We start from the raw sequence: 26429 nt of genomic DNA on the forward strand, positions 1-26429 counted from the left end.
ATTTCAAAATGCTTCTTTTATAATTTATTCAAAGCTATAAAAATCATACTTACTCCAGAAAATATCATTACGAGTTGCTTAATAGAAACCTTCCCCGCTAAACCTACTAAACCTAGTGATGTCACAGTAATAAGTACAAGTGGACCAATAATAGCTAGAATAGCATTTATTTTAAAAGCAGTTTCTATTCTATTAAAATAAAGCATTAATGATGCAGCAGATATTTCAATCAAACCTGATAATAGTCTTAAAAGAGCCATACCTAAAACAATTTTATTCATAAAATCACCCTTATTAGCTTTTTAATAAATAGAGTATTCAGAGAATTAGTAATTTATTAACAGAATATCTGATTTTTGTCTGCATAAATATAAGTTAGGTATACTTGTGATTATTGGGGGTATTTTATTTGTTAGGAGAAGGAATATTATTAATATTAATTCTAATTGGAGTATTGGGACATTCTAATATATTAGCAGCTTCGGCTTGTGTTTTGTTAGTGATGAAATTGAGTAATCTATCTCATTATTTTGATTTAATTAGTAGACGAGGACTTGAAGTAGGACTGTTATTCTTAATGTTGTCCGTTTTAGTGCCTTTTGCAAGTGATGAAATGAATTTTAAGGATATGCTAAGAGGTATTTTTAGTTGGCCAGGATTTTTTTGCGCAGTAGGTGGCGCCATCGCTACTTACATGAATGGAGCAGGACTTAGTATGCTAAAAGTTCAGCCAGAGTTAATGACTGGTTTAGTTGTAGGTGCAATTGTAGGGATAGTTGTATTTAAAGGAGTCCCTGTTGGGCCATTAATGTCTGCTGGATTAGCTGCATTTTTTATGCAAATATTTAATTTTATTAAAGGTTGAATAGATCCAAACTAAAATAAAGCTTAAAATTTAAAATAAATGTAATTTTTAAGCTTTTACGGGGCAGACTAATTGCGATGGACATAAATTCTAAGGAGTGTATTTCGTGAAAGCTAAAAGTAATATTGTATTAGCATCATTAGGTGCAGTTCCTCTACTAATGGTGCTAGGAAATTCAATGTTAATACCTGTTTTACCACAAATGAAATCTTCTCTAGGTATAACACAATTTCAAGTAAGTTTGGTAATTACTTTATTTTCGATACCTGCAGGTCTAGCTATTCCTTTTGCGGGATTTTTATCTGACAGATATAGTCGAAAGAAAATAATTGTTCCAAGTCTGATTATTTATGGAGTTGGTGGAGTAATCGCATTATTAGCTGTGTTATTTATGAAAAAGCCTTATTATGCAATAATGGCTGGTAGGGTAGTACAGGGAATAGGAGCAGCAGGTACTGCACCTATAGCAATGGCTTTAGCAAGTGATATCTTCACTTCTGATAATAGAAGTAAAGCTTTAGGTATTTTAGAAGCTGCTAATGGACTTGGTAAGGTTATAAGCCCTATTTTAGGTTCACTTCTTGGAATTATATCTTGGTATGCTCTTTTTTATCTATTTCCTATTTTATGTATCCCTACAGCTTTAGCGGTCTGGTTTTTAGTTAAAGATCCAACAACAAACCAAAAAAGTCAGTCACTAAAAGAATATACAAGCTCTTTGACTAAAATATTTAAAAATAAAGGATTACATTTAATGAGCACCTTTTTTTCAGGATCGGTTGCTTTATTTGTTCTATTTGGTACCTTATTTTATCTGTCAGATTATTTAGAAAAAAAATATGGTCTCGAAGGCGTAAAAAAAGGATTGGTTTTGGCAATACCAGTGTTAGGTAGTTCTATTACTTCATTTCTTACAGGAATTTTAACGCAAAGAAAAAAGAATAAATATAAATACTTAGTAATAGGTGGACTGATACTATTAAGTCTCTCAAATCTAATGATAATTTTCTTTATCAAAAATTTATATCTATTTGTTACTGCTTTAGCAATTGGCGGCGTTGGTGCAGGTTTAGTTTTAACTTGTATTAATACCTTAATTACAAGTAGTGTATCTACTGAAGAAAGAGGTATGATTACAGCTTTATATGGAGCGGTAAGATTCACGGGTGTCGCTGTAGGACCACCTATCTTTGGCATACTTATGGAAAAGAGTAATACTATAACTTTTGGGTTTGCTGGAGGATTAGCGATATTGGCTGCTATTGTAGTGTTTTTCTTTACTGATCCAAAGGTAAGTTCAGAAGATCAAACGAAAAATCAAAAAAAGGATAAGAAAGAGGAAAAAAACCGGTTTAATTATAAGAAATTCATCTTAGATACATTAATGTTAAGAAATACTTTAGGTAAATTACTCGTTAGACCAAGTTTAAAACCTAATAAAAAAGATGAATCTATAAACCCGTCAAATTATAAAGATAATAATGGTTCTGATAAAGACAACGCAAATGAAAATAATGTCGATAAAAATAATATTAATAAAGATAATGTTGATAAATAAAATAGGCTAAAAACAAGAGAAAGAAAACGGTAAAAATACTATTTTCTTTCTCTTGTTTTTTTACCCTTAAATTATTAAAAACAAATGTTAGTACCAACTACTATTACAATCTGTTATAGAGGTTGTTTTTTGTTTTAGATCATTTTATTTTATGTACAAAAAATATGTTATAATTTAATATTAAAGGTAGCAAGCGTTATAAGGAGTGTTTTAAGTGAAAATAGCAGTAGTAGATGGAATGGGCGGAGGAATGGGAGCTCAAATTGTACAAGGTTTGGTCAAAGGAATAGGAGAAAAGGCGGAAATATGGGCACTTGGTACAAATGCTATGGCAACATCTAGTATGATAAAAGCAGGAGCAAATAAAGGTGCAACTGGTGAAAATGCAATTAAAGTAAGTATAAAGGAAGTCGATATTATTATTGGTCCATTAGGAATAATTATGCCTAATAGTATGATGGGAGAAATAACTCCTTTTATTTCTGAAACCATCGCCTCTAGTAAATGTAGAAAAATACTAATTCCTGTTAATCAAGCTCATGTAGAATTAGTAGGATATGAAAGTAAACCATTAGGGGAATTAATTAAAGAAACTATTAAAATAGTTCTAGCTTAGTCAAAAGACCACTCTAAATAATTTTTTAATTTTGTGTATATTTACTCTACTATTTACACAAAATAAGGATGATTTAAATCATAATTTAGGGAGGTATACCATGCCAAATACTGAAAATCTTCCGAATGAGGAATATCTAGAAAAACAAAGAAAACATTTTAAAAACATGCAAATGTCTGAAAGAAATCTACAGCATGCAGATAAAAATTTAAGAGAAGCTTTAAGTACTAATAATCCAAGTTTAATAAATGATGCACAAGAATGTTTAAGACAATCACATCAAGATTGGCAAGCTGCTGTAGATGGAATCAGTCCACAAGCTAGTCCAACACAGCAATCTAACTTTAGTGATGCTTCAATGCTTTTAAATCAAGCAGTACAGTCTATGAGTCAAATTCATAATAATTTAAATCAAGCTGAGATAGATCAAGTTATAAATCAGCTAGATGAAGTTAAACATGCATTTGCTGAAGCAAATACACAACAAATCAATCCAACAATAATATAATAAAGAACTAGAAAAGAATGGTTATTAATAACCATTCTTTTTTATGAAAAATTAAAATAGACAGTTCAAAACTATCACACTATTGACTAAACTCCATAATATATAGGGAAATGTGATTTAAATTAAATTTAATTTGAGGAGGTAAAATAGTGAAAGATAAAATTAAGCCTGGTTTATGTCCAGTAGATTGTGATGGTGTACCTATTTGTCCACCCCCTTCAGAAATTGATATTATAAGGGTGACAAAAGTTTTTCAGGAGTGTATGCATACTCAGGTTGAAATTGTTGATGTGTATGACAATAGTGCAGCTCCACTACCTAATACTGCCGACGTATCAGAGATTAAGTGCCAAAGATCTAGAATAGTCGATGTAGATTGTGAAAAGGTAGGAGGAAAAAGAGTAAGAGTGAGCTTTAAATTAAGGGTAAGAGCTCGTTATCGTGATGATAATGGTGACGCGCAAGTAGTGAATTATTTAACTGATACTATAAGTAAAACTTTTAGGGTATCAAGAGCTGATGAAAGAGATTTAGATGCATTCTGTCATATTTTCCCTGAATGTTTAGATTGTTTTATTGCTGAGAGAGATCCTTGTACTCAAAATATTACAAAAATAACTTGCTGTATAGGTGTTTTAATTTTAATTAAACTAGAAGCAGAAGTTCAGTTAATGGTTCCTTGCTATGGTTTCCCTCCACAGCCACCAGAATGTGATCAAATAATAGGTGAATGTCCAACTGAATATGTACCAACATGGCCACCATATCCAGTGCAAACTGGCGCATTTAATCAGGATAACGACAATGATAATGACAATGGAAATTTGGGTTGCTATAAATAAAAATAAGGCTGAGTTTACTCAGCCTTATTTTTATTTAACTTCCCCTAATTAATTTTTTCCAAAGTGGTGTATTTTTTAACAACTCTATTTCACCTTTTAAATTTTCTTCTCTTTCTTCTAATTCAGAAATTATTAAATTTTTCATCGTAATTTGTTTTATTAATTCTTTATTTGAGTGCTGATCTTGATGATGTAACTTTTGTAAAGAATTATTATCTTCTTTGATTTCTTTTAGAGTATTTTCTAAAAATTTTTTATTTTCTTCAAAGCCAAGAATAGTTTGATTAAGGATTGTTTTATTCTCTTCATATTCAAATTTTTTATTATTTAAATCCTTTTTTAAATTATCAACAAGAGCGATTAGTTTTTTTTCATTATCCTTTAATACTACTTTTTCTGCTTCTTTTTCTAAAAGCTTGGTATTTAATACTGTTATTAATTGAGATTTTTCCTCAATAGTTTCTCTCATCTGAATATTAGTCAGACGCACATCTTCGGTTTCGAAAAATAAATGATGAAAGTTTCCATTAATTTTATTTAGATATTCCTCTAAATCTTTTTGACCATAATCAATACTTAAATGTTCCATATTAGGTAGGACAAGTTCTCTTTTGTTTTTTTGTTCAGGAAGATTTAATGTAATTTCTTTATCATCATTTTGAAATAAGGTAGCTAAAAGTGCTACCGAAGTACTACCCGTATCGAAACTTGTAATGGAATTTAAATTATATTTTCGATATAAATCTAAGGAGACAAAATTTCTTTGCACAAGTTTATCATAATTATTTTTAAAAGCAGGATTTGAAAAACTTTCTCCATCATTTAAGGAATAACATTCATAAATTCCATCAATTTGCTGCCAAATTATTAAGACCTTATGATCAATAATTCCTATGGTTGGAGAATAAGCATTTACGCCTTTAGAAGATAAAATTTTATCATTTTTCCAGCCTCCTACCATCCAGCCACCCTTTAATTTATTTCGATACATAATTCGATAATTTTGACCATCTGATTTAATCCAGGTTAAATGAAGTGTATTATTATGATCAAAAATGATAGAGGGAGATAAATTATTTCGATTAGAAGAAGTAATTGTTTTCTTATTACCCCACTGATAATTATTATTTTCGATATGTATTAGTTGATATTTTTGGTTATCAAAAACTTGATAAATCAAATGTATAGTGCCATCTGGTGCAAGTGATGCGGCTCCTTGATTGTGACCAGTACCAATACCTTCATCAATTACAATTGGCATATTCCAACTTTCTCCTTTATAGGAATACTTAATGCGCCAAATTTGTTCAAAAGGATTTTCTGTAAAATAAATTAGATGTAAATTTTCATTTGTATCCAATACTATTGTTTGATAAATAATTCGTTCGTTTAAAAGAAAATTTTCACCTAAAATTTCTGCTGTTACTTCCTCTTCCCTCCAGAAGATATAAATTAAATTACCTTTTAAGTTTTTACAAACAAGGTGTAAAGTATTATCCCCATGGATTGTAAAGGAAAAATATCCATCATAATCAAATACCAAATTAAGCCAGGGACTCCAATTTTGACCTTCATCAAGTGAGTATTTTCCGAGTAATAAATTTTTTTCTACTTTTAACGACCAGATAATATTTTTGTTTTTTATAAAAAAGATTTCTTGACCTAAGATACCTTTATTTCTAGGTACTCTAAGGAGATTATACATATCCTTTGTCATACAAACACCACCTTACAACTACTTAGTCCACAATATAATACTTAATGTATATGCATGTATAGTAAGTATTATTGTAATCAAAATAATTTGTATAGAAAAAACCTCTGAGTTTAATCAGAGGTTTTAATAAGTTCCCAGAAATCTTTTAAGACAAGTTTCTTTTCTTTTTCTAACTTAATTGCTTTGTGCAGGATCTTTGTGAGAGTGGCTTGTGTGGTTTTACTAGCTGGAAATAAAAAATAACGAGTCGAAATATTAAAAAATAGATGTGGTATTTGCAAGTCTATTAATAATAAATTAAGTTCTTCTTCAGTTAAAGGATATATTTCTAAATATTTTTTCATGATTTGGGATAAAACTTTTTTATCCCAACAATCATTTGTATACATAATTTTAAAAATGAATTGGCGCAGATCTAAAACTGGTAAATCTATATGGATTTTGTCTAGATGTAGTATCCATATATTTTCGCTGGTGTCTAAGGAAAAGTTTAGGGGTGCAAAGCTATTTAAACATAAGCAAGGCATTGTATCTAAATTTTTGATTAGTTTTTTATAAGCTGATTTATTAAAGTTTTGAGAAGTATTTTCCCAGGATTCAAAGAAATATTCAAAATGTTTCAAATAAAGAAGTGAAAATTCATCGTTCTTTTGATTTTCCGCTTCGTATTTATATTCTAGTAATAACCCTTGTTTTCGTTTTAACTCAATATTATTATCTTTATATTCCCTTGTTTGGGGAGTATACTCTTTTGAATACAAATGTAGATTAGCAATACTCTTAGTTATTTTAAGAATATCATCAATATTTTCAAAATTAGGTAAATCCCCCTTTACCCAATTAGTTAATATATAAAAGTTATTATCAGAAACAATCCACGGCTTAAAACTATTAGTAACTATTAAGGGTGCAATATTAAAGCCCTTTTGGAATAAAAAATAATAGGCTGATATAATATTGGACCATTTTTCTTTTGTAAGGGTATATCTCTTTAAAGCATAAGAGTTTTCATTTGTTTTCACAAACCAAACTGCTTTTTTGCTATCATATTGAGTTTGTTTAATAATATTAGGTTTGATTGGATAACTTTTCAAAATAAACTGGGCTTCTGCAACATAGTCCCGAAAAATAGTAGCCATTTTCTCCCCCCTTTACATAGGACTTTCTAGAATATGATATGCTAGTAGGGGGAAATATGTTTTTAGTTATAAAGAAAATTTTATTTAATTGAAAATTTATTTAAAAGTTGAAATATTCAGAACTATAATTGGTATAATGTAGGTATGGTTAAAAAAGATTTGAAAAGGAGATATAATATGTAGTCCCGCTATATAAGTTAACCATAAGTTTTTAACCTGCTTTAGCAGGTGGGTGTCCTGCTTTTTATTTATTTGTTGTCCTCTTAAAGATAAGTGGCATGACAGCAATAAAAAGGATTAGACCCCGTATAATAAGTGTTGGTTAAAAACGCTCTGAATTAACTAGATACGGCAGGAATATTGATTTGTTAACTTTATTATAGCAGATTTTTTAACTAGTTCACTAGTGATTTTCTGGAAATCATTTAAAAAAAGCAAATTTATATTATAATTAAAGAAGAAAAGATTTTAGGGGGAAAAAACATGGAGAAAACTATTGTTGTAGGTTTAGGAAATCCTATTGTTAGTGATGATGGGGTCGGAAATAAAATTGCTATGATTTTAAAAGATAAGGTAAGCCCAGATATAGATGTTGTAGAAGCAAGCTTAGGTGGATTTAATTTAATGGATATTATGACAGGTTATGATAATGCAATTTTAATTGATGCTGTTCAAACTAAAAATGGTAAGGTGGGGGATGTTTATAGACTTGATAAAGATTCCTTAGAATTTTCATATAGACTAGCCTCAGTACATGATATTAATTTATATACAGCTTTAGAATTTGGAAAACAAACAGGAATTAAGTTACCAGAAAAGATATCCATTTTTGCTATTGAGGTTCAAGATGTTTTAACATTTGGGGAAAGTTTAACTCCTGAAGTAGAAAAGATTGTACCTGAGGTTGTTGAAATGGTTATTAAAGAGTTAGATCTGTTAAAAAATTAATTTTAGGGAGGTAAATTATGCATGAACTAGCAATAGCTCAAAATTTATTAGATATAGTATGCAAAGCTGCAGAGGATAATTCTCTAGTAAAAGTAAATAAAATTTCTATTATTGCAGGAGAGGTTAACTCTATTGTCCCTGATGCTTTAGAATTTGGTTTTCTAGTATCAGCTGAAGGTTCGATAGCCGAAAAGGCTAAAATAGTATATACAGAACTACCAGCAGTAATTAAATGTAAAAAATGTGAGGAAACATTTCCATGGAAAGAAAATGGCTATTCATGCCCAAAATGTTTCCATGAACAAGGTGAAATGATTCAAGGAAATGAACTCTATATAGATTATATTGAAGGCGATGAGGAGGATAATAATGAGTCAAATTAAAGTAGAACAAAATCTTTTAAAAGCAAATGATGATATAGCCCAGGAGTTAAGAAAAAAATATCAAGAAAATGGTGTAAAGGTTATTAATATGATTAGCTCTCCAGGAGCAGGAAAAACGACCCTTTTAGAACATAGCTTAGAAAAGATAGCTAGTAAATATAAAGTAGGAGTAATTGAAGGGGATATTTTAACTTCAAGGGATGCAGAGCGAATTGAAAAATTAAATGTACCAGTTGTCCAAATAGAGACTAAGGGCGCTTGTCATTTAGATGCTAGAATGATTAATAAAGCTTTAGAACAATTAAAATTGGAAGAATTAGATTTAATAATTATTGAAAATGTAGGAAATTTAGTGTGTCCTGCATCATTTGATTTAGGTGAGGATGCTAAAGTAGTAGTTTTAAGTATCGCAGAAGGAGCTGACAAACCAGCTAAATATCCTTCAATTTTTACAAAAGCAAAGGTTTGTGTACTTAATAAGATTGATTTATTACCATATAGCAATTTTAGTATTGACGATTTTTACGCTGATGTAAAAAAAGTAAATCCTAAAATAGAATCTTTTGAAATTGCAGCAACTAAAGATATAGGCATAGATAAATGGGTGGATTGGTTGGAAGGACTGATTATAGATGGAGGCACAATTAATTGAAGTTAGTGGAATAGTTCAAGGAGTAGGCTTTCGTCCTTTTATTTACCGGATGGCAAAGGAAAACAACATAAAAGGCTGGGTGATTAATGATTCCAAAGGAGTATCTATTCATGCTGAAGGTACGAAGGAGAATATTAAGAATTTTATAAAGAATATATATAATAAATTACCCCAGCAAGCTTTAATTAAAGATCTTAAATATAAGGATATAAAAGCTAAAGAATATAATGATTTTAATATTTTAGCTAGTCAAAATGGAGGCAGTCAGGATACCTTAATACCACCAGATTTAGCTATGTGTGCTGATTGTTTAAAAGATATTTTAGATGAAAAAAATAGCAGATATGAATATCCATTTACAAATTGTACGAATTGTGGACCTAGGTTTACAATTATCAAAGAAGTACCTTATGATCGTATAAAAACTACTATGAAAGATTTCCCTATGTGCAAGGAGTGTGAGCAAGAATTTACTAATCCTAGCCAACGAAGGTTTCATGCTCAGCCTAATGCTTGCCCTAAATGTGGTCCGAGTCTTAATCTTTATGATAGGAATCAAAATATATTAGAGGGTGGACTACAAAAGGCAAGAGAGTTATTAGCACAAGGTAAGATTTTAGCCGTAAAAGGATTAGGGGGATATCACTTAGTCTGTGATGGTCTAAATAATGATGCTGTAAAGAGTTTGCGTAATGGAAAAAAAAGAGACTTTAAACCTTTTGCAGTAATGGCTAAAAATCAAGAGATATTAAAAAAGTATTGTAAAATTTCTAGCCCTGAAGAACAGGCGTTAACAGCAGCAAATGCACCTATTGTAATTTTAGAGAGAACCTCAGAAAAACTACCAACAAGCTTAACAATGGGACTAAATACTTTAGGGGCAATGCTTCCATATACCCCGCTTCATCTATTATTATTTAAAGATAATTTAGAATTATTAGTCATGACTAGTGGGAACGTTAGTAGCAATCCTCTTATATATAAAGATGATAGTGCTTTTAAATCTTTAGTAGAGTTAGCAGATTACTTTTTAGTGCATGATAGAGAAATTTATAATCGTTGTGATGATTCTGTAGTTAAAGTAATTAATAATAATATACAAATATTTCGCAGGGCAAGGGGTTATGTACCCTTACCAGTAGAAATCCCAAAGTCAGAAGCTCTACTAGCCTGTGGGGGAGAATTAAAAAATACATTTTGCTTAACTAAGGGAAATAAAGCTTTTTTAAGTCAACATCTTGGGGATCTTGAAAATTTTGCAAATTTTAATGAATATATAGAAACAATAGAAAAAATGCAAAATTATTTTAATATTAATCCTAGTCTAATTGTTATTGATAGTCATCCGAATTTTGTAGCTAGAAACTGGGCTTATGAACAAAATATTCCTGTAGTAGAGGTCCAACATCATCATGCGCATCTAGCAAGTTGTTTAGCAGATAATAATTTAGATGAAAAGGTTTTAGGGGTGGTATGTGATGGAACTGGATATGGAACGGATGGTCATATATGGGGTATGGAATTTTTATTAGGTGATTTTACAAGTTTTGAAAGATTAGCTCATTTAGAGTATATACCTTTACCATCAGGTGATTTAGCTTCTAAAGAACCACTAAGAATTGTGGCTAGTTATCTTTATAAGTATTTAGGGGAAAAGGAATTTTTAGAAAATAAAGTATTATTAAAAAAATATAGTTTAGCAGAATTAAAAATTATACAAAAACAGATTGATTCAAAGATCAATACTCCATTATCTTCTAGCTGTGGTCGCTTATTTGACGCTGTAAGCGCTTTTATAGGTGTATGTACTAGAGTTAGCTATGAAGGGCAAGCAGCCATGGAATTAGAGGCAATTGTAGCTAAAGACTATAGGGGAAAAGGCTATAATTTTGAAATTTTAAAAGAAGAAAAACTTATTATCTCTACTAAAATTATGTGGCAAGAAATAATTAAGGATTTAAGCGAAGAGGTATCTAGGGAAATTATAGCAGCCAAGTTTCATAAAACAATTGCTATGATGATTTTGGAGGTAGTTAAAAGTTTAGAAGATAAATTACCCTCGAAAAAGGTTGCACTTAGTGGAGGAGTAATGCAAAATAAGTTATTAAGTGAAATTTTAATTAATCTTTTAAAAGAAAATGAATATGAACCAATTGTTCATAAAAATGTTCCTGCTAATGATGGAGGAATAAGTTTAGGCCAAGCATTGATAGGAGGGAATATAAATGTGTGTAGCAGTACCATCAAAAGTAATTAGTATTGAAGAACCATGGGCACAGGTAGATCTAGAAGGTGCTTCTTATAAGATAAATATGTCATTAACTCCAGATATTGAAGTAGGCGATTATGTTATTGTTCATGCAGGTTTTTCTATTCAACATTTAGACCCTAAAGAAGCTGAAGATACATTAAAGTTATGGGAGGAGTTTTATGCACACGCCCAAGACGAATAAAGAAATAGTAAAGCAATTAATTAGCGAAATGCAAATCGATAATCCTGTTAAAATTATGGAGGTTTGTGGAACTCATACTGTTTCTATTGCTAAATCCGGAATAAAACAACTAATACCTAAAAATATTACCTTAATATCTGGTCCAGGTTGCCCAGTTTGTGTTACCTCGCAAGAAGATATTGAAAAATTTTTAATATTAGCTAAAAATCCTAAAGTTTTAATAACTACTTTTGGGGATATGATCAGAGTACCTGGTTCCACAGGAAGTTTGCAAGAAATGAAAGCACAAGGTGCAAATATAAAAATGGTGTATTCTCCTTTAGATGCCGTGAATTTAGCTAAAGAAAATCCAGATAAGGAAGTAGTTTTTTTAGGAGTAGGTTTTGAAACTACAGCTCCCTTAGTTGCTTTTGCTCTTTCCGAAGCTGAAAAATTAAAATTAAATAATTTTAGTATTGTTTGTCTGCATAAATTAGCAATATCTGCAATAGATGCTTTATTAACAGGCTTTGATACTGATGTTGATGGATTTTTATGCCCTGGACATGTAAGCACTATTATCGGGACTCATCCCTATGAGTTTATTGCTAAGGATTATAAAAAAGCAGCAATAGTAACTGGATTTGAAGCAAGTGATATTTTAGAAGGAATAAATATGACTATCAATCAAATTAAAAATAAAAATTTTAAAGTAGAAAATCAGTATCACAGAGGTGTAAATTCTGGAGGAAATTTAGTAGCTCTTAATTTATTAAAAGAATATTTTGATAAAGGTTCAGCTATGTGGAGAGGCCTTGGTGAAATTAAAAATAGTGGCTTACATTTAAAAGATAAATATAAAAAATATGATGCATTTAAAAAATTTGATTTATCTAATATAGAAGTAAAACTTGCGCCCACAGGTTGTATCTGTGGACAAATATTAAAAGGTCAAAAATCCCCTACGGATTGTCCTTTATTTGGGAAAAAATGCACACCTAACTTTCCAATAGGACCTTGTATGGTATCTTCAGAAGGTTCTTGTGCTGCAAGTTATTATTACGCGGGGGTGATTTAGTTGATGTATGACAAGATTTTATTAAATCATGGTGCTGGAGGTCTTAAAACTCAAAGATTAATAAGACAAATTTTTCAAAAGCACATTGGTAATGCTTATTTGCAACAAGAATTAGATGCAGCTGTCATTAAGTTTTCATCGCATAAAATGGCAGTTTCTACAGATTCATTTGTAGTACATCCGATTTTTTTTCCAGGTGGAAATATTGGAAAAATGGCTGTATGTGGAACAGTAAATGATTTAGCAGTTATGGGAGCAAAGCCCTTATATTTAACATTAGGGTTAATAATAGAAGAAGGGTTACCAATTACTATCTTAGAACAAATAATTGCATCCATAGGAGAAACTGCTCGTGAAGCGGGTGTACTCATTGTAGCAGGAGATACTAAAGTAGTAGAACATGGAGCATGTGATAAAATTTATATTAATACAACTGGAATAGGGGCAGTTCCACTTAATGTAGATTTAAGACCCCAAAAAATATCACCTGGAGATAAAATCATTGTAAGTGGTTCAATTGGTAATCATGGTATGGCTATTTTAGCTGCTCGTGAAGGATTAGATTTTTCACCTCCACTTGAAAGTGATTGTGCTAATTTAAATTATTTAACTGAAAGCGTATTAGCTGCTAGCGTTAATGTTAAATGCATGAGAGATCCTACAAGAGGTGGGGTTGCAACAACATTAAATGAATTGGCTTACCAAGCTAATTTAGGCATGAAATTATGGGAAGAACAATTACCGATTGACTCACAGGTTAAAGGAACTAGCTCTATGTTGGGGTTAGATCCATTATATTTAGCAAATGAAGGTAAGGTTTTAATTATTGTAAGTAGCAAAGATGCGGAGAAGGTTTTAAAAGAAGTACAAAAATCTGAGATCGGTAAAAAGGCAAGTATCATTGGAGAGGTAACAGAATCACATCCTACTAAGCTTGTTATGGAAACAGAGCTTGGAACATTACGTATGTTAAATATGTTAGAAGGAGATCCTTTACCACGTATTTGTTAACACTAAAAATCCCTTCATATTAGATAGTTGAATCTTAACAGTCTATTTATGAGGGGATTTTATAATTTATAAGAATTTTTTTCATTAAAGATAAAATACAAATATTAAAAATAGAAAGCAATAAAAATTAGGTAATATAAAATTAAGCATTAAAAAAGCTAGAGTCATAAAACTCTAGCTTGTGGTTGCGGGAGAAGGACTTGAACCTTCGGCCTTCGGGTTATGAGCCCGACGAGCTACCAACTGCTCCATCCCGCGTCAACAAAATTAAGTATAACATAAGTTTTTACTGATTGCAAGGGAATTTAATAATTAATTATTAAATTTTACAATGAAGCTATTTAATTTTATTCTGTTTTAATGTATAATAAAAGAAATTAAAAAATTTATTCGCAGTAACAGCCACCTGCGTTATCAAAACTGCTTATTTGTGTATAAGGCTGGATTTTTTCCGGCCTTTTTTTATTTGCAATTTTAAGTAAAGGAGGTTATAAAGATGAATACAAAAATGATTACCAAGGTAAGTTTAATTGCTGCTATTTACGCTGCTTTAACTATTGCTCTTAGTCCTATATCTTATAATTTTGTTCAGTTTCGTGTTTCTGAAGCATTAACTATTTTGCCTTTTATAATGCCTGAAAGTATCCTAGGTCTATTTATTGGCTGTGCTATAGCTAATATTTATAGTGGATTAGGACTGTATGATATAGTTTTTGGAAGTTTAGCTTCATTAATTGCAGCATATTTAACTAGTAAAATGCCGAAAAAATGGTTAGCACCACTACCACCAATTATTGTAAATGCCATTATTATTGGTTATATGTGGAGTCTTTTTGGGGATATGCCGTTTTATTTAACATCGAGCTATGTTGCTATAGGTCAAATTGGTTCTTGTTATGGACTAGGCTTACCTTTATTATATTTTCTTAAAGATGCAAAAATATTAAAAAAATAACTCTCTTTATAGAGTTATTTTTTAGTAGGAAAACTTATTGTGAAAATTGTGCCTAGAGTTGGGTCACCTTTTATAGAATATATACCGTCATGGAGTTTGATTATTTTGTCACAGATAGCAAGACCAAGACCTAAGCTTTCACTTTTAGTACTAAAGGGGTTACCAATATGTTTAATAAATTCATCAGGTATTCCAGGTCCATTATCCGTAAATATTATTTGCACACTATCTCTTAATTTTAACAACTTTATAGTTACAATACCCTTTTTCTGAGTAGCAGCAAAAGAGTTTCTAACTATATTGATGAATAAATCAATTATTAAATTTTCATTTCCTTGAATATATAGATTCTCTTCTGGAAGATGAAGCTTAAAGACAATATTTTTGATTTCAGCTTGTGGTTTCATTAAATTATAGGCATTTAATAAAACATCATTTAAACATAAATTATAAAGATTAGCATGATTATTATGAGAAAGTTTAAGTAATTCTGAAAGTATATGTTCAATTTGATTGATTTCACTTAACATAATATCTATATTTTCTTGTCCCAAAGTTGAATTAGTTTTATTTTTTTCATAACTGATAAAGCCTTTAACAGCAACTAATGGGTTACGAATCCTGTGGGCTAGGCTTGCAGAAATTTCAATTAACGAATTACTACGTTCTTTACTAATAATGCTGATAATATTTCTTTTTTCCTGTTCCTTTATATATAGGTAAGCAAAAATTAAAAGTGGAATAAGAAGTAAAAGTATCAAAGTACTTCGTTCGATTGATGCTTGATATAGCTCAGCTTTTATTAAAGAATATGGTTGTGTTGAAACTATATACCAATCAGTATTTGTGATAGGTACATAGGAGATTAACTCTTTCTTATTATTAAAAGGGGATGATTGTACTGCCAATTTTTCCTTTAAATCAAACAAAGCCTTAAAATCATAATCTAATAATTCTGGATATATACTAGGGGTATTAGTTATTATCTTGCCATTGTCATCGATTATTAAACTAGAAATTTGAAAGTAGTCTGATTTTGAAAAAAACTTTAATAAGTTATCAGGATCAAAGGTTAAACCAAGCCCCCCAATAATTTCACCTTTTTGATTAAAGCACGGTACTGATATAGCAATATAAGGAATCTTAGTATCTAAATTATATAAAATATTTGAAATGCAAATTTTTCCTTCCAAAGTGGTTTTAAAATTTTGCTGCTCTAAAGGTTTATAAGTATTTGTCTTAAAGGAAATTGAATTTAAGATATCCTCACTATTTGTAGATGATAATTGTAGGGAAACAATTTTTCCATTTTTATCATAAACAAATATAGTTCTATTATCTGTATCTGAATAAATTGTTTTGGTTAAAGTTTCTTCAATTTCTTGTACATTAAAATTTTTAAATTGATCTAAACTTGCTAAAAATGCCAACATGTTGATTTTAGTATTTAAATAGTTATTTATATTTCTTTGAATTTCTTCTGTATGTCTTAGATTCTCTGAAAAAAAATATTTTTTTAGTTGTTCATTACTTTTAAGGAGCAGGGTGCTAGATGTAATGATAAGAAAAATAACAAATATTAATACGAAATTATTTCTTGATTTTTTAGTCACTTGTTCCTCCAAACTCTTGTGTTTTAATCTTTTATTTTTTGTATACCACCTTGCAAATTATAAATATTTTTATATCCTGATTTATGTAAAATTAAAGCAGCTTTGTTACTGCGCATTCCACTTCGACATACTACGATAATTTTAGATTCTTTAGAAACCTTATTTTTAACAATTGCTGTTTTTAACCTACTTAAAGGGATATTCTTCGCCTTTATTAAATGTCCTGTCTTAAATTCTTGCGGTGTTCTGACATCTAAAATAAGTAATTCTTTTTCTTTTTCGATTTTTTTAAAACTTTCATAATCTATTTGTGAAATACCTCTAAATTTGAAATAATTATAAATTAGTTTTACAATTATGAAGATTAAAATTATATAAAATAACTTCATGTGAATGCTCCTCGTTACTGAATTTTTAAATTTTGGAAAATTAATAAACCTAGAAAACCAAAGGTTATGTTTTCTAGGTTAAGGGTTAAATCTCCTGCAAAGATTTCAAAGTTTCTTGAAAATCTTTAATTGCAGCTAAGATTGGTTCTTTGGAAGTCATATCAACGCCAGCTGTTTTTAATAATTTAAGGGAATAATCTGATCCACCTTTTGTTAAAAAGTCACGGTAATTTTTAACTGCTGCTTCTTTTTCATTAAGAAGCTTTTTTGCTATGCTGATTGCAGCAGAAATACCTGTAGAGTATTGAAAAACATAGAAAGACCGGTAAAAGTGGGGGATACGAGCCCACTCATATTTAAGCTCTGAGTCTATACTGAATTTCTTTCCATGATACTTTTGATATAAACTTTCATGTAAATCACAGAGTGTATTAGGTAGTAACGGATCACCATTATCAACCATTTTATGTGCTTGATTTTCAAAATCTGCAAATAAGGTTTGTCTATAAAGGGTAGAACGAATATTATCAAGGTGCATGCTTAGTAAAAGAGCCTTTTCATTGTTATTAGTAGTATTATTTAGTAAATAATGATGTAATAGTTGTTCATTTACCGTAGAAGCAACTTCAGCTGTAAAAATCGTATAATCAGAATTTACAAAAGGCTGATTTTTTTCACTGTAATAACTATGCATCACATGGCCTAATTCATGAGCCAGGGTAAATACATCATTTAAAGTTCCGTTAAAGTTTAATAAAGAGTAAGGATGATATCCATAAGCTGAGATAGCATATGCACCTGAAACCTTATTTTTATTTGGATAAACATCTATCCAACGTTCATCAAAAGCCCTTTTTAAGATATCAGTATAATCTTCACCCAGTATGCTAGTTGCCTTTAAAACTAAATCTCTTGCTTCTTCAAATGTATAAGTTTTATCAATATCATTAACAATAGGTACAAATAGGTCATAAAAATGAACTTCATCCAAACCTAGCTTACTACGACGATATTCAATGTATTCTTGTAATGGAGCGACATTTGCTGTAACTGTTTTAATTAAATTATCGTAGACTTCTTCTGGAATGAAATTTTGTGAAAGAGCCATATGCCTAGATGATTTATAATTTTTAATTTCGGCTAAAGAGACATCATGCTTTACAGCTCCATAATAGCTAGAAGTAAAAGAGTTAATATAAGTACCATAAGTACCTAAAATGCTTTTAAAAAAGTTTTCTCTTAAAGTTCGATCAGGTGATATTAACGCTTTATAATAATTATTGTTGTTAGCAATTATTTCTTCACCAGTAGAGTCTTTTACTATAGGATATTTAATATCATTAACGGTTAAATCATCATATATTTTTTCAAATGAAGAACCAATTGAATTCATATGTGATAAAATTTCTTCTTGCTCTTTACTTAAAACATGCTCTTTCATTTTAAATAATTTTTCAAACATATGGTTATATATAGAAAGCTCGGGAGTGTTTTCTACATACTTAGCATATGTTGTTTCATCTAATACAAGTAATTCTGGTTCTAAAAAAGAAAGTTGATTTTGAACCTTACTATGGAGATTATGAGCTACTTCAAATAATTGTTTGCTTTTAGCATTTGCCATGTTTTGGTCAAAGGACATTTTAGCATATACGTAAACTTTCATTAGTTTAATGCTTAATTCATCTTTCATCTGTAATGCCTCTAAAAGATTATTAGCAGAAGTAGTTAGAGTTCCTTTTTTTTGTGTAAGATTAGTTGATAGCTTTCCTATTATTTTTTTATCTTCTTCAAAAGCTTGAAGATCTTTATACATTGCAGTTAGATCCCAAGTATATTTATCATTCATATAGACACCTCCAAATATTCATTAATAACTATATTAATATTTATTGGTTAATATTGCAAAAAATATAAGCAAATATTTCTTAAAAGTATCTTAAAAATATCCTAAATGTTTAATTATACATAGCAAATTTAGTAATCAAGGAGTGATAGTGGTGGAATCAGTGAGAATTGCTTTAGTACAAATGCAGTCATTTGTTGGAAAAACGCATGAAAATCTAGCAAAAATCAAAAAACACGTGCAAGAAGCCAAAAAAAAAGGTGTTCAAATAATTTGTTTTCCTGAACTTGCAGCTCAAGGATATACTAGAAAAAGAGCTAAAGAACTTGCAGAGATAAGTACAGGATATTGTGGCACATATTTAAGTAATTTATCCAAAGAATATGATATTCAAATAATTGCAGGTTTGATTGAAAAATCAGAAAATGATAAACCATATATAACTCAGTTAATTATTGATCAGGGAAAGATAAATAAATATCGTAAAACACATATTGGAGAAAGTGAAGAATTATATTTTACCCCAGGAAATGAATTGCCAGTTTTTGCTTCAACTCTTGCTACAATTGGAGTACAGATTTGTTTTGATTGTCATTTTCCTGAGGTGTCGACAGTACAGGCCATAAAAGGAGCAGAAATAATATTTGCTCCCCATGCTTCTCCAACTATGGTGAAAGACCGTAAAGAAATTTGGCTAAAATACCTAAGAGCGAGGGCTTACGATAATGGTGTTTATGTAGCAGCTTGTAATTTAATTGGACAAAATGGTGATGGCTCTGACTTTATCGGGGGAACATTAGTAATTGACCCGAAAGGAAATATAATTGGTGAAGATTTTAATGGAGAAGAAGCAATGTTAATAGTAGACTTACCTAAAGAGAAAATTAATATTTTACGACAAAATGAAAGAAAAACAATGCGTAATAGTTTTTATCTTAAATCTAGAAGACCAGAAATATATAAAGAGTTAACAGATTAAGAGGTGGTTAAATGGATAAGAGGATGATTATAACAATTTTCACGGAAATGGCTACTTATTTAGAATTAAAAGGTGAAAATCAATTTAAAGTTAGAGCATATCAAAATGGTGCTAGAATTATCGACAATTTAGAAAAAGACTTAAGGAAATTGGTTGAGTCTGGAGAAATAACTAAGATACCGGGTATAGGCAAAACATTGACTGGAAATATAATAGAATTAATAACAACCGGAGATTTAGCCGAATATCATGAAATCAAAAAGGATATTCCAAGTGGTTTATTAGAAATAATTAAAATACCTGGACTTGGGCCTAAAAAAGCTTATCGATTACATCAAAGTTTAGGAATTGAAAATTTAGCAGAATTAGAATATGCTTGCTTAGAAAATAGATTGACTGTGGTGAAAGGTTTTGGCGAAAAATCACAAAAGAATATTTTACAAGGAATAGAGCAGTTAAAAAAACATCGTGGAAAGTTTCACTATATTGAAGCAATAGTAGAAGCCCAGAAAATAGTAGATGAATTAAAAATTGCCCCAGATATTAAACAAATAAGTATAGCTGGAAGTCTTAGAAGAGGTAAAGAAATTATAAAAGACATTGATATAGTAGCTTCTTCTGATAATCCAACTAGTGTGATGGATTATTTTACATCTCTACCTCAAGTAGATAATATAATTGCTAAAGGTGTAACAAAAACCTCAATAACCTTAAAATCAGGAATAAACGTTGATTTACGAGTAGTAAAAGATGAAGAATATATTTTTGCTTTACATCATTTTACAGGAAGTAAGGAACATAATACTGCTCTTAGACATCTTGCTAAGAAATCTGACATAAAAATTAATGAATATGGATTTTTTACAGCTGAAACTAAGGTAGAAATAAAAACAGAAGAAGAGTTTTTTTCTTATTTGGGTCTTGAATATATCCCTCCTGAACTCAGAGAAAATACTGGTGAGATAGAAAAGGCCAGGGAAGATAACCTTCCTAAATTGGTTACGAATACAGATATTCAAGGAATCTTTCATGTACATAGTAAATATAGCGATGGTAATGATTCTCTTTACGATTTAGCAGAGGCTGCTAAAAACAGTGGATATAAATATTTAGGTATTTCTGATCATAGCCAAACTGCAGTTTATGCGAATGGTTTAAAAGTAGATGAAATATACAAGCAGCATGAGGAAATTCAAAAGCTAAATGAAAAGTTTACGGACTTTTTTATCTTTCATGGAATAGAATCTGATATATTACCAGATGGTAGTTTAGATTATCCAGATGAGATTTTAAGGATATTCGATTTTGTGATTGGATCTATTCATTCAGGTTTAAATATGACACAAGAAAAAGCCACGGAGCGTATTCTAAAGGCTATGGACAATCCTTATTTTACTATGTTAGGTCATCCTACTGGAAGAATTCTTTTAGGACGGCCAGGATATGAATTAGATCTAGAAAAGATATTTCAAAAGGCAAAAGAAAAGAAAATAATTATCGAATTAAATGCAAATCCACATCGTTTAGATTTAGATTGGAGACATTTAAAAAATGCTAAAAGTAAAAATGTTTTAATTAGTATAAATCCTGATGCTCATCGCAAAGAAGATCTAGATCAAACATATTTAGGTGTGAAGGTTGCGCGCAAAGGATGGCTAGAAAAGAAAGATGTATTTAATAGCTGGTCTTTAGATGAGATAAAAAAATACTTTGCAAGTAAAAAAATAAACGGCCATTAAGGACGTTTATTTTTGATTTATTATCTGTTCTGCATTATAAAGATTAGCTTTATCTACCCAAATGGTATAAGAGATTGGTGGAGTTTTAGAATCAATTGCTCCTTTATGAAAATTAAATTCTTCGCCACCAGAAGTTGTTTTATATTTTAAATGGCTATTTTGTAATAAACCAACAATTTTCATATATTTATCTACATCTTGAGTGGTTAATAATTGTATCCAGTTACGATTATAGTATCGCCAAATATAATAACTAATTACTAAAATTAAAATAAAAAATAAAAATTTCATATTTATCCTCCATTTATCATCATTTAAACTAATTATACAGTATTTTCTAATTCTTGTGCAGCTTAAATATTCTCTTATACTATGTTTTATAAATAAAAAGAGTTTTTTAGGACAAGATATTAAAGAGGTGAGTTTACGTGAGAAAAAAATACTTAATAATCGCTTTAGGATTACTTTTAATTACGTCCTTTGTCTATGGTAAAAGTTTTTCTAAATTAAATAATTTTGACTTAGCAGGTGGTTCTGAGCAGGTAAATAGAGAGTTTCCACAAAGACAAATTGTCGACTTAGTATCTCTTTTTCCAGACACATTTTTTAGGCAAATGGCTACTAAAGAAAAAAAGATAGCTCTTACTTTTGATGACGGTCCTGATAATTATTACACAGTACAAATATTAGATGTCCTAAAAAGAGAAAATATCCCTGCCACCTTTTTTGTGATCGGTCAAAGATGTAATGATAATCCTGAAGTAGTAAAAAGAATCCATGATGAAGGACATATACTTGGTAATCATAGTTTTAGCCACCCAAATTTTTTAAAATTAACACCAGAAAAGATTATTAAAGAATTAAATGGTACAGATGAAAAAATCAATAATTTAGCAGGTTATAAACCCGCCTTTTTTAGATCTCCTTACGGGTCTTTGGATGCGGACAAATTAAAATTAGTTGCAAGCCAAGGATATAAGATAATTGCTTGGAATGTAGATTCTTTGGACTGGCAAGGTTTGTCAGCTAGCGAAGTAAAAAATAATATATTATCAAATACCATAGAAGGATCTATAGTTTTGCAGCATTCAGCAGGTGGAAAAGGCGAAGATTTATCTGGAACGGTAACAGCATTATCTGAAATTATTACTACCCTTAAAAAGCAAGGATATGAATTTGTAACCGTAGATAAACTTTTAAATCTTCCTTATAAAAAGTGAGCTAGGGCTTTTAAAATGAAACCTATGAGATAGACGCTAAAAACGTCTAACTTTATAGGTTTCTTTTATTTAGTCTTTACTTGCTTTTTAAGTGGTGAAATTTAATTACAACTAATGATTTTTAACTAAATTAATTGTTTAGTTGTTTTTTTGTGAGTTATTATCTAAAATTAAAAGAAGATTAAATAATATTAAGAGAAGAATAATATTATTTAGAAAAATAATATTGATCAGGAGGTGTAAATATGGAATATAGAAAATTAGGTAGTACGGATTTAAAGGTATCAGAAATGTGCTTTGGAGCCCTCCCAATGGGTCCACTTCAAGCAAATTTATCTCCAGAAGAAGGTGGTACTTTATTAAGGCAAGCTCTAGAATCTGGTATTAATTTTGTAGATACAGCTGCTCTTTATGGAAATTATCCTCAAATAGCATATGCTTTGAAAGATTATCAAGGAGAAGCAATAATTGCTTCAAAATCAGTTCACCCAGATTATGAAAGTGTAGAAAAGGACATTCAAGAAGCTTTAAAAAGTCTAAATAGAGATTATATTGATATTTTTCATTTACATGCTGCAAGAGCTGAAAGAGATGTTTTTGAACAAAGAGAAGGAGCATTTAGATGTCTTCTTGATTATAAAGAAAAAGGATATATTAGAGCGGTTGGGATAGCTACTCATAATGTTGCTGTAGTAGATAGGGCTAGTGAAATTCCTGAATTGGATATAGTTTTTCCACTTGTGAATAAAATAGCTAGGGGTATTGTAGGTGGAACTAGGGAAGAGATGCTAGCAGCTATAAAAAAATGTCAAGATGCAGGTAAGGGTCTTTATGCTATGAAAGTATTAGCAGGAGGAAATTTAATTGATGATTTACTTGATTCAATTAAATTTGGTCGTAATATAGATGGCATAAGCTCAATTGCCATAGGTATGGTTAAAAAGAAAGAATTAGATTTAAATATTAAAATTTTTAATAATGAGAAAATTACCGAAGAAATGATACCTAAAGCTGCAAATAGCAAAAAGTTATTTATCTGGCAAGCAGGATGTAAAAAGTGTGGGATTTGTATAAATACTTGTCCTAATAAGGCACTTAGTATGAGCGAAAAGGGGGCAGAAGTAAATCACGATTTGTGTATTTTATGTGGATATTGTTATGCTGCCTGTCCAGAATTTTTAATCCGTCTTTATTAATTTAAAAATTAGAGTATACTATATTAAGAACTAATTCTGGTCTATATAGACCAGAATTTTTTAACTAAAAATAATAATTTTTATAATTTCAGGAGGAATAAATGAAAAGTAAAAAAGTGATTTTGCTTGTAATGATTGTTTTAATGATTAATTTAATAGGTTGTTCATCCGTACCAGAAAAGGAAATTGTAAACCTGCCCCAAAAAAGTACAACTAATAAGTATGATTTAATTGTTTTAGGTGGTGAACCAGAAGGGATTGCTGCAGCTGTCTCTGCTGCTAGAAATGGATTAAGTGTATTATTAATCGAAGATGATGAGGCCTTAGGGGGGCTTATGACTTTAGGTAAACTTAATTTTCTGGATATGAATCATGCTAAAGATGGTACCTTACTTACCCAGGGAATATTCGAGGAGTTTTATGATAAAGTGGGTGGTAATGCATTTGACATAGAAAAAGCTAAAAGTGTATTTAATGAAATGATTTCTCATGAAAAAAGCATAGTAGTTAAATTAAACACTTCGTTAGTAGAACCAATTAAGCAAGAAAATAAATTAGTTGGAATTAAAGTAAAAGAAAATGAAGATATTAACGAGTATTTTGCAAAAAGATTTATTGATGCTACTACAGATGCTGATTTAGCTGCTTCTTCAGGAGTACCATATACCTTTGCTGGTGAGGATATAGGAGAAAAGGACCGTATGATGGGAGTAACTCTTGTTTTTGAATTAGAAGATGTAAGCTGGTCTAAAGTATTTAGTTATTTAAACTATAGTAGGGTTATGGGTAAAATATATAAAGATGAAAGACAACATGTAGGGGCGAAATTAAACTCGGCTTGGGGTTATACAGAAGAAGGTTATAGTTATGAACCTAGGGATCCTTTAATGCGTTTAAGAGGATTTAATATAGCGAAGCAAGAAAATGGAAACGTTTTAATAAATGCACTTGTTATTTTTGGTGTAGATGTACTTGACGAGAAGAGTAAAGAAAATGGAATAGAGAGAGCAAAAGAAGAATTAAAATACATATTACCTTATGTTCAAGAAAATTTTGTCGGTTTTAAAAAGGCAAAATTAGTGGGTACTGCAGAGGAACTTTATGTTAGAGAAAGTAGACATATTATTGGGGAATATGTACTAAACATAGATGATGTACTTGAAAATAGAGATAAAGAAGATAGAATCACCCTAGGGAGTTATCCAGTTGATGTACAACCTACTGTAAATCAAAGATGGGGAACAGTTGTAGGTAATCCAGAGCAATATAGTATCCCCTTTAGGTCACTTGTGCCTTTAAATGTGGAAAATTTGTTAGTAGTAGGTAGAAGTGCTTCCTATTCTTCATTAGCTGCTGGAAGTGCAAGAGTAATACCAGTAGGAATGTGTGAGGGTCAAGCAGCAGGAGTAGCATCAGCTTATTCAATAAAGCATGATCTTTCATTTAGAAAAATGACTAAGTCACAAAATGCTATTACTGAAATTCAAAATAAGTTAAAAGAACAAGGTGCATATTTAGAACCTTTTTCTATCGAAAATCCTCTAACAAAACACTGGGCTTATGAAGGAGTAAAAACACTTAGAAGTTTAGGTTTGTTAGATGGTGGATATTTAAATGAGTATAACTTAGAGGGTTCAGTTGATAAGTGGTTTATAGAAAACTTACTTAATAATATGATGAAAAAGGTAGAATTAAAAGAGCACGGAACTATTGAAATACCCTTAGAACCAACCACTAAAGATATAATAGAAGCTGTTTATTTTGCTTTAACTAAAGAAAAAGGTTCTAATTTTGAGGAGATGAAAAATATATTAAAAGAAAAGGATATCATTACTGATGATATCAGTTCTTATTTTGCAGAAGAATCTAAAAAACCTCAGAGGGCAGAAGTAATAGTTTTAGTTTCTAATTTCTATAAACTTAAAAGTAAATAGTTTTATTGTTTTAATTTATATTATTTAATAAAATTAGAAAGAAGTGTTTAAAAGGGGAGTGAGTATTATGGCAAAGGTAGTTTTATTATCAGGAAGCCCTAAAGCAGAGGGTAATACTAAACAGGTTTTAGATCAGTGTAAAATGGTTATAGAACAAGAAGGATTAGAGGCAGAGATTATATCTTTAAGTGGAAAAGATATAAAGGGTTGTGTAGCCTGTTATAAGTGTAAGGGTACAGGTAAATGTGCTATTGATGATGATTTAACTGAAATTGCAGACAGTATACGTGATGCAGAAGGTTTTATCGTAGGTGCACCAGTTTATTTTGGAACAGCTCGTGGTGATGTTATGAATGCATTACAAAGAATAGGTATGATGTCAAGAGGATTAGATAACTTTTTATCTTGGAAAGTAGGAGGTCCTATTGCAGTTGCTCGTAGAGGAGGAGTATCTGCAAGTTATCAGGAAATGTTAATGTTTTACTTTATTAACGAGATGATAGTACCAGGTTCAAACTACTGGAATATAGTTTTTGGTAAAGCTCCTGGAGATGCATTAAAAGATGAAGAAGGAATTGAAACTGTAAAGAAATTTGCTAGTAATGTTGTTAAATTAATTAAAAAAATTAATTAATTTAAGGTTCAAATCAATTTCATAATTACATTAGAAAATACAAATTTATAGAATTAAGATTCTTTAATTTGTTTGATTTTATGCAGCTTGTCATAGAATAGTCATAGGGAGGATTTCTGTAGTCTTAGAGGTTGTTATGGTAACTAACTTTAAGACTATTCGAGGTACTCCTTTT

General features: G+C 30.2%; 26 protein-coding genes, 1 tRNA gene and 1 other RNA gene. 19 read left to right on the plus strand and 9 right to left on the minus strand.

Features of this window, described 5'->3' with window-relative positions; genetic code table 11:
• Nucleotides 1-17: 17 nt before the first annotated feature.
• Nucleotides 18-281, minus strand: a complete 264-nt coding sequence (locus B8965_RS08560) for a YqhV family protein (protein WP_084053673.1) — start codon at nucleotides 279-281, stop codon at nucleotides 18-20.
• A gap of 128 nt (nucleotides 282-409) precedes the next feature.
• Here B8965_RS08560 and B8965_RS08565 point away from each other — a divergent pair, with 128 nt between their 5' ends.
• From B8965_RS08565 to B8965_RS08585, 5 genes are all read left to right on the plus strand, one after another.
• Complete coding sequence (locus tag B8965_RS08565; protein WP_084053675.1) at nucleotides 410-865, plus strand: DUF441 domain-containing protein; 456 nt, start codon at nucleotides 410-412, stop codon at nucleotides 863-865.
• A gap of 106 nt (nucleotides 866-971) precedes the next feature.
• The gene (locus B8965_RS08570) at nucleotides 972-2423 is read left to right on the plus strand and encodes an MFS transporter (protein ID WP_242941969.1); all 1452 of its coding nucleotides are present in this window, start codon (nucleotides 972-974) and stop codon (nucleotides 2421-2423) included.
• A 214-nt stretch (nucleotides 2424-2637) separates the two neighbouring features.
• Nucleotides 2638-3039: a DUF3842 family protein gene (locus B8965_RS08575; RefSeq protein ID WP_084053677.1), complete on the plus strand. Its 402-nt coding sequence runs from the start codon at nucleotides 2638-2640 to the stop codon at nucleotides 3037-3039.
• Nucleotides 3040-3139: 100 nt separating this feature from the next.
• On the plus strand, nucleotides 3140-3547 hold the full coding sequence (locus tag B8965_RS08580) for a hypothetical protein (protein ID WP_084053679.1): 408 nt from the start codon (nucleotides 3140-3142) through the stop codon (nucleotides 3545-3547).
• 149 nt (nucleotides 3548-3696) lie between these two features.
• Complete coding sequence (locus tag B8965_RS08585; protein ID WP_084053681.1) at nucleotides 3697-4389, plus strand: hypothetical protein; 693 nt, start codon at nucleotides 3697-3699, stop codon at nucleotides 4387-4389.
• Between the two features lie 34 nt (nucleotides 4390-4423).
• Here B8965_RS08585 and B8965_RS08590 read toward each other — a convergent pair whose 3' ends face one another.
• The 3 genes from B8965_RS08590 to ssrS all read right to left on the minus strand — a co-directional run bounded on the left by B8965_RS08590 (nucleotide 4424) and on the right by ssrS (nucleotide 7606).
• Entirely contained in the window at nucleotides 4424-6106 is a 1683-nt protein-coding gene (locus B8965_RS08590; RefSeq protein ID WP_084053683.1) for a synaptonemal complex protein 1, read from the minus strand.
• A 110-nt stretch (nucleotides 6107-6216) separates the two neighbouring features.
• Entirely contained in the window at nucleotides 6217-7245 is a 1029-nt protein-coding gene (locus B8965_RS08595) for a CotS family spore coat protein (RefSeq protein ID WP_084053685.1), read from the minus strand.
• Between the two features lie 178 nt (nucleotides 7246-7423).
• Nucleotides 7424-7606, minus strand: a non-coding RNA gene (gene ssrS, locus B8965_RS08600) — 6S RNA.
• A 122-nt stretch (nucleotides 7607-7728) separates the two neighbouring features.
• Here ssrS and B8965_RS08605 point away from each other — a divergent pair.
• Genes B8965_RS08605 through hypE form a run of 7 tightly spaced genes read left to right on the plus strand, consistent with a single transcriptional unit; the run spans nucleotide 7729 to nucleotide 13749 of the window.
• On the plus strand, nucleotides 7729-8193 hold the full coding sequence (locus B8965_RS08605; RefSeq protein ID WP_084053687.1) for a hydrogenase maturation protease: 465 nt from the start codon (nucleotides 7729-7731) through the stop codon (nucleotides 8191-8193).
• Nucleotides 8194-8210: 17 nt separating this feature from the next.
• Entirely contained in the window at nucleotides 8211-8576 is a 366-nt protein-coding gene (locus B8965_RS08610) for a hydrogenase maturation nickel metallochaperone HypA/HybF (RefSeq protein WP_084053689.1), read from the plus strand.
• A complete protein-coding gene (gene hypB / locus B8965_RS08615; RefSeq protein WP_084053691.1) occupies nucleotides 8563-9228 on the plus strand; it encodes a hydrogenase nickel incorporation protein HypB in 666 nt (221 codons plus the stop codon). The genes B8965_RS08610 and hypB overlap by 14 nt, the downstream gene beginning before the upstream one ends.
• The gene (gene hypF, locus B8965_RS08620) at nucleotides 9209-11485 is read left to right on the plus strand and encodes a carbamoyltransferase HypF (RefSeq protein ID WP_084053693.1); all 2277 of its coding nucleotides are present in this window, start codon (nucleotides 9209-9211) and stop codon (nucleotides 11483-11485) included. Before hypB ends, hypF begins: the two co-directional genes overlap by 20 nt.
• A complete protein-coding gene (locus B8965_RS08625) occupies nucleotides 11454-11681 on the plus strand; it encodes a HypC/HybG/HupF family hydrogenase formation chaperone (RefSeq protein ID WP_084053695.1) in 228 nt (75 codons plus the stop codon). The genes hypF and B8965_RS08625 overlap by 32 nt, the downstream gene beginning before the upstream one ends.
• Nucleotides 11659-12738 carry a hydrogenase formation protein HypD gene (hypD, locus tag B8965_RS08630; protein WP_084053697.1) on the plus strand — a complete coding sequence of 360 codons (1080 nt, stop codon included), beginning with the start codon at nucleotides 11659-11661 and terminating at the stop codon, nucleotides 12736-12738. Before B8965_RS08625 ends, hypD begins: the two co-directional genes overlap by 23 nt.
• 3 nt (nucleotides 12739-12741) lie before the next feature.
• Entirely contained in the window at nucleotides 12742-13749 is a 1008-nt protein-coding gene (gene hypE / locus B8965_RS08635; protein ID WP_084053771.1) for a hydrogenase expression/formation protein HypE, read from the plus strand.
• Nucleotides 13750-13931: 182 nt separating this feature from the next.
• Here the strand turns inward: hypE and B8965_RS08640 are convergent.
• Nucleotides 13932-14007, minus strand: a tRNA-Met gene (locus tag B8965_RS08640).
• 238 nt (nucleotides 14008-14245) lie between these two features.
• Between B8965_RS08640 and B8965_RS08645 the strand changes: the two genes are divergently transcribed.
• Nucleotides 14246-14704: a QueT transporter family protein gene (locus B8965_RS08645; protein WP_084053699.1), complete on the plus strand. Its 459-nt coding sequence runs from the start codon at nucleotides 14246-14248 to the stop codon at nucleotides 14702-14704.
• Between the two features lie 14 nt (nucleotides 14705-14718).
• On the opposite strand, the gene B8965_RS08650 is transcribed toward B8965_RS08645, so the two are convergent.
• From B8965_RS08650 to pepF, 3 genes are all read right to left on the minus strand, one after another.
• The gene (locus B8965_RS08650; protein ID WP_159446315.1) at nucleotides 14719-16317 is read right to left on the minus strand and encodes a sensor histidine kinase; all 1599 of its coding nucleotides are present in this window, start codon (nucleotides 16315-16317) and stop codon (nucleotides 14719-14721) included.
• A 23-nt stretch (nucleotides 16318-16340) separates the two neighbouring features.
• Nucleotides 16341-16706, minus strand: a complete 366-nt coding sequence (locus B8965_RS08655; protein WP_084053703.1) for a rhodanese-like domain-containing protein — start codon at nucleotides 16704-16706, stop codon at nucleotides 16341-16343.
• 85 nt (nucleotides 16707-16791) lie between these two features.
• Complete coding sequence (pepF, locus tag B8965_RS08660) at nucleotides 16792-18555, minus strand: oligoendopeptidase F (protein WP_084053705.1); 1764 nt, start codon at nucleotides 18553-18555, stop codon at nucleotides 16792-16794.
• Nucleotides 18556-18706: 151 nt separating this feature from the next.
• Between pepF and B8965_RS08665 the strand changes: the two genes are divergently transcribed.
• A complete protein-coding gene (locus tag B8965_RS08665) occupies nucleotides 18707-19531 on the plus strand; it encodes a nitrilase-related carbon-nitrogen hydrolase (RefSeq protein WP_084053707.1) in 825 nt (274 codons plus the stop codon).
• An 11-nt stretch (nucleotides 19532-19542) separates the two neighbouring features.
• Nucleotides 19543-21270: a DNA polymerase/3'-5' exonuclease PolX gene (gene polX / locus B8965_RS08670; protein WP_084053709.1), complete on the plus strand. Its 1728-nt coding sequence runs from the start codon at nucleotides 19543-19545 to the stop codon at nucleotides 21268-21270.
• Between the two features lie 6 nt (nucleotides 21271-21276).
• Here polX and B8965_RS08675 read toward each other — a convergent pair whose 3' ends face one another.
• Nucleotides 21277-21561 carry a hypothetical protein gene (locus B8965_RS08675; RefSeq protein WP_084053712.1) on the minus strand — a complete coding sequence of 95 codons (285 nt, stop codon included), beginning with the start codon at nucleotides 21559-21561 and terminating at the stop codon, nucleotides 21277-21279.
• Nucleotides 21562-21698: 137 nt separating this feature from the next.
• Between B8965_RS08675 and B8965_RS08680 the strand changes: the two genes are divergently transcribed.
• From B8965_RS08680 to B8965_RS08695, 4 genes are all read left to right on the plus strand, one after another.
• Nucleotides 21699-22490 carry a polysaccharide deacetylase family protein gene (locus tag B8965_RS08680; protein WP_084053714.1) on the plus strand — a complete coding sequence of 264 codons (792 nt, stop codon included), beginning with the start codon at nucleotides 21699-21701 and terminating at the stop codon, nucleotides 22488-22490.
• A gap of 245 nt (nucleotides 22491-22735) precedes the next feature.
• Nucleotides 22736-23686: an aldo/keto reductase gene (locus B8965_RS08685; RefSeq protein WP_084053716.1), complete on the plus strand. Its 951-nt coding sequence runs from the start codon at nucleotides 22736-22738 to the stop codon at nucleotides 23684-23686.
• A 101-nt stretch (nucleotides 23687-23787) separates the two neighbouring features.
• A complete protein-coding gene (locus tag B8965_RS08690; RefSeq protein ID WP_084053718.1) occupies nucleotides 23788-25620 on the plus strand; it encodes an FAD-dependent oxidoreductase in 1833 nt (610 codons plus the stop codon).
• A gap of 67 nt (nucleotides 25621-25687) precedes the next feature.
• Nucleotides 25688-26254 (plus strand): flavodoxin family protein, encoded by a 567-nt coding sequence (locus B8965_RS08695; protein WP_084053720.1) that lies wholly within the window; start codon nucleotides 25688-25690, stop codon nucleotides 26252-26254.
• Nucleotides 26255-26429: the final 175 nt, after the last annotated feature.

Origin of the sequence: Desulfonispora thiosulfatigenes DSM 11270 (assembly GCF_900176035.1) — a bacterium.
GTDB lineage: Bacteria > Bacillota > Peptococcia > Peptococcales > Desulfonisporaceae > Desulfonispora > Desulfonispora thiosulfatigenes.